Origin of the sequence: uncultured Sphingomonas sp., assembly GCF_964250165.1 — a bacterium.
Taxonomy (GTDB): Bacteria; Pseudomonadota; Alphaproteobacteria; order Sphingomonadales; family Sphingomonadaceae; genus Sphingomonas.
In genome coordinates, this window is record NZ_CAXUEK010000147.1 from 1 (window position 1) to 2432 (window position 2432).

2 protein-coding genes are annotated in these 2432 nt (G+C 72.2%); both read left to right on the top strand.

Features of this window, described 5'->3' with window-relative positions; all coding sequences use genetic code 11:
- Positions 1 to 47: 47 nt before the first annotated feature.
- Positions 48 to 299 carry a sarcosine oxidase subunit delta gene (locus ACFE64_RS15585; protein ID WP_375393367.1) on the top strand — a complete coding sequence of 84 codons (252 nt, stop codon included), beginning with the start codon at positions 48 to 50 and terminating at the stop codon, positions 297 to 299.
- A partial coding sequence (locus ACFE64_RS15590; protein ID WP_375393368.1) for a 2Fe-2S iron-sulfur cluster-binding protein occupies positions 296 to 2432 on the top strand: 2137 nt, incomplete at its 3' end. The genes ACFE64_RS15585 and ACFE64_RS15590, both read left to right, overlap by 4 nt.

Below are 2432 nucleotides of genomic sequence, written 5' to 3' on the forward strand. Positions count from 1 at the left end.
CACCTGATCGACGAAAAGGGCCAGGGCGCCCAGGCGAACCTGCACTGATGCGCATTCCCTGCCCCTATTGCGGCGAGCGCGACGCGCAGGAATTCGTCTATCGCGGCGACGCCTCGGTCGTGCGGCCGGACGGCGAGGACGGCTTCTACAACTATGTCTACGAACGCGACAATCCCGCCGGGCCGCTCGCCGAGCATTGGTATCACGCCCAGGGCTGCCGCACCTGGATCGTCGTGACGCGCGACACGCGCACCCACGCGATCTCGGGTGCGGTCCTTGCGAAGGAGGCGGCGCGATGAGCCGGCTGGCGCAGGGGGGACTGATCGACCGGTCGCGACCGCTGTCGTTCAGCTTCGACGGCAAGGCGCTGTCGGGCTTCGCGGGCGACACGCTCGCCTCGGCGCTGGTCGCCAACGACGTGCGGCTGGTCGCCCGTTCGTTCAAATATCACCGGCCGCGGGGAATCCTGACGGCGGGCAGCGAGGAGCCCAACGCGCTCGTCACGCTGCGGACCGGCGCACAGGCGGAGCCGAATTGCCGCGCGACGACGGTCGAGCTGTTCGACGGGCTGGCGGCGGTGAGCCAGAACCGCTGGCCGAGCCTCGGCTTCGATCTGCTCTCGGTCAACCAGCTCGCCTCCCCGCTGTTCGTCGCGGGCTTCTACTACAAGACCTTCATGTGGCCGGCGGCCTTCTGGGAGAAGGTCTACGAGCCGCTGATCCGCCGCGCGGCAGGTCTCGGCAAGCTGTCGATGCTGCCCGATCCGGACAGCTACGACCGCGAGCACGGCTTCTGTGATCTGCTGGTGATCGGCGGCGGCGCGACGGGGCTGGCGGCGGCGCTGACGGCGGGGCGCGCGGGGCTGCGCGTCATCCTCGCCGACGAGGACGCGACGCCGGGCGGGCGGCTGCTCGCCGAGCGGCTGGCGATCGACGACGCCCCCGCCGCCGATTGGGCGCGCGCCGCCGCCGCCGAGCTGGCGGCGCTGCCCAATGTGCGGCTGCTGACGCGCACCACGGTGTTCGGCGTCTATGACGGGCGCGAATATGGCGCGGTCGAGCGCGTGTCGGACCATCTCGCGCACGCCCACGCCGGCCAGCCCCGGCAGCGGCTGTGGAAGATCGTCGCGAAACGCGCGGTGCTGGCGACCGGCGCGATCGAGCGGCCGCTGGTGTTCGGCGGCAACGACCGGCCCGGCGTGATGATGGCCTCGGCGGTGTCGACCTATCTCAACCGCTTCGCCGCCGCGCCCGGCCGCCGCGCGGTGGTGTTCACGACCGGCGACAGCGGCTGGGCGACGGCCGAAGATCTGCTTGCCGCCGGCGTCGAGGTGGCGGCGGTGGTCGACGCACGCGCCGAGGTAGCGGTCGCCGAACGGCTGCGCGGCCGGGGCGTCGAGACGCTGCTCGGCGCGGTGGTCGACGACGTGCACGGCAGCCCGGTCAAGGCGGTCGACGTCCGCACCGCCGATGGCCGCACGCGGCGCATCGCCGCCGATCTGCTGGCGGTCTCGGGCGGGTGGAACCCGGCGATCGGGATCGGCAGCAACATGGGCGCGCGGCCGGTCTGGTCGGACGCGATCCACAGCTTCGTGCTCGACGGCGGGCCGCCCGGCCTGGTCCCGGCGGGCGCGGCGGCGGGGCGCTTCTCGCTCGGCGATGCGCTGGCCGACGGCGCGCGCGTCGCCGGCGAGGCGGCCGGCGATCTTGGCTTTGCCTTGCCCGCCGCCGCGCCGCTCGCCGCCAGCGACGATCCTGCCGGTTCCGCCCCGTTGTGGCATGTCGGCACGCGCCGCACTAAGGCCTTCGTCGATTTCCAGCATGACGTGACCGATGCCGATGTCGAACTTGCCGCGCGCGAGGGCTTCGTCTCGATCGAGCATTTGAAGCGCTACACCACGCTCGGCATGGCGACCGACCAGGGGAAGACCAGCCAGCTCAACGGCCACGCGCTGCTCGCGGCGGCGACCGGCAAGTCGATCGCCGAAGCCGGCACGATCCTGTCGCGCCCGCCCTATCTGCCGGTCGCGATCGGCGTGTTCGCCGGGCACCACCGCGAGCAGCATTTCCGTCCCGAGCGGCGCACCGCCGGGCGTGACTGGGCGGTCGAGCAGGGCGCGAGCTTCGTCGATGCCGGCCAGTGGAAGCGCGCGCAGTGGTTCCCGCGCGCCGGCGAGGACTGGCAGGCGACGGTGAACCGCGAGGTGACCGCGACCCGCACCGGCGTCGGCATCTGCGACGTTTCGACGCTCGGCAAGATCGACGTGCAGGGGCCGGACGCGGGCGCGCTGCTCGACCGGCTCTACATCAACACCTTCTCGACGCTGGCGGTCGGCAAGGCGCGCTACGGCGTGATGCTGCGCGAGGACGGCATCGTCATGGACGACGGCACGACGACGCGCTTCGCCGAGGATCGCTTCTTCGTCACCACCA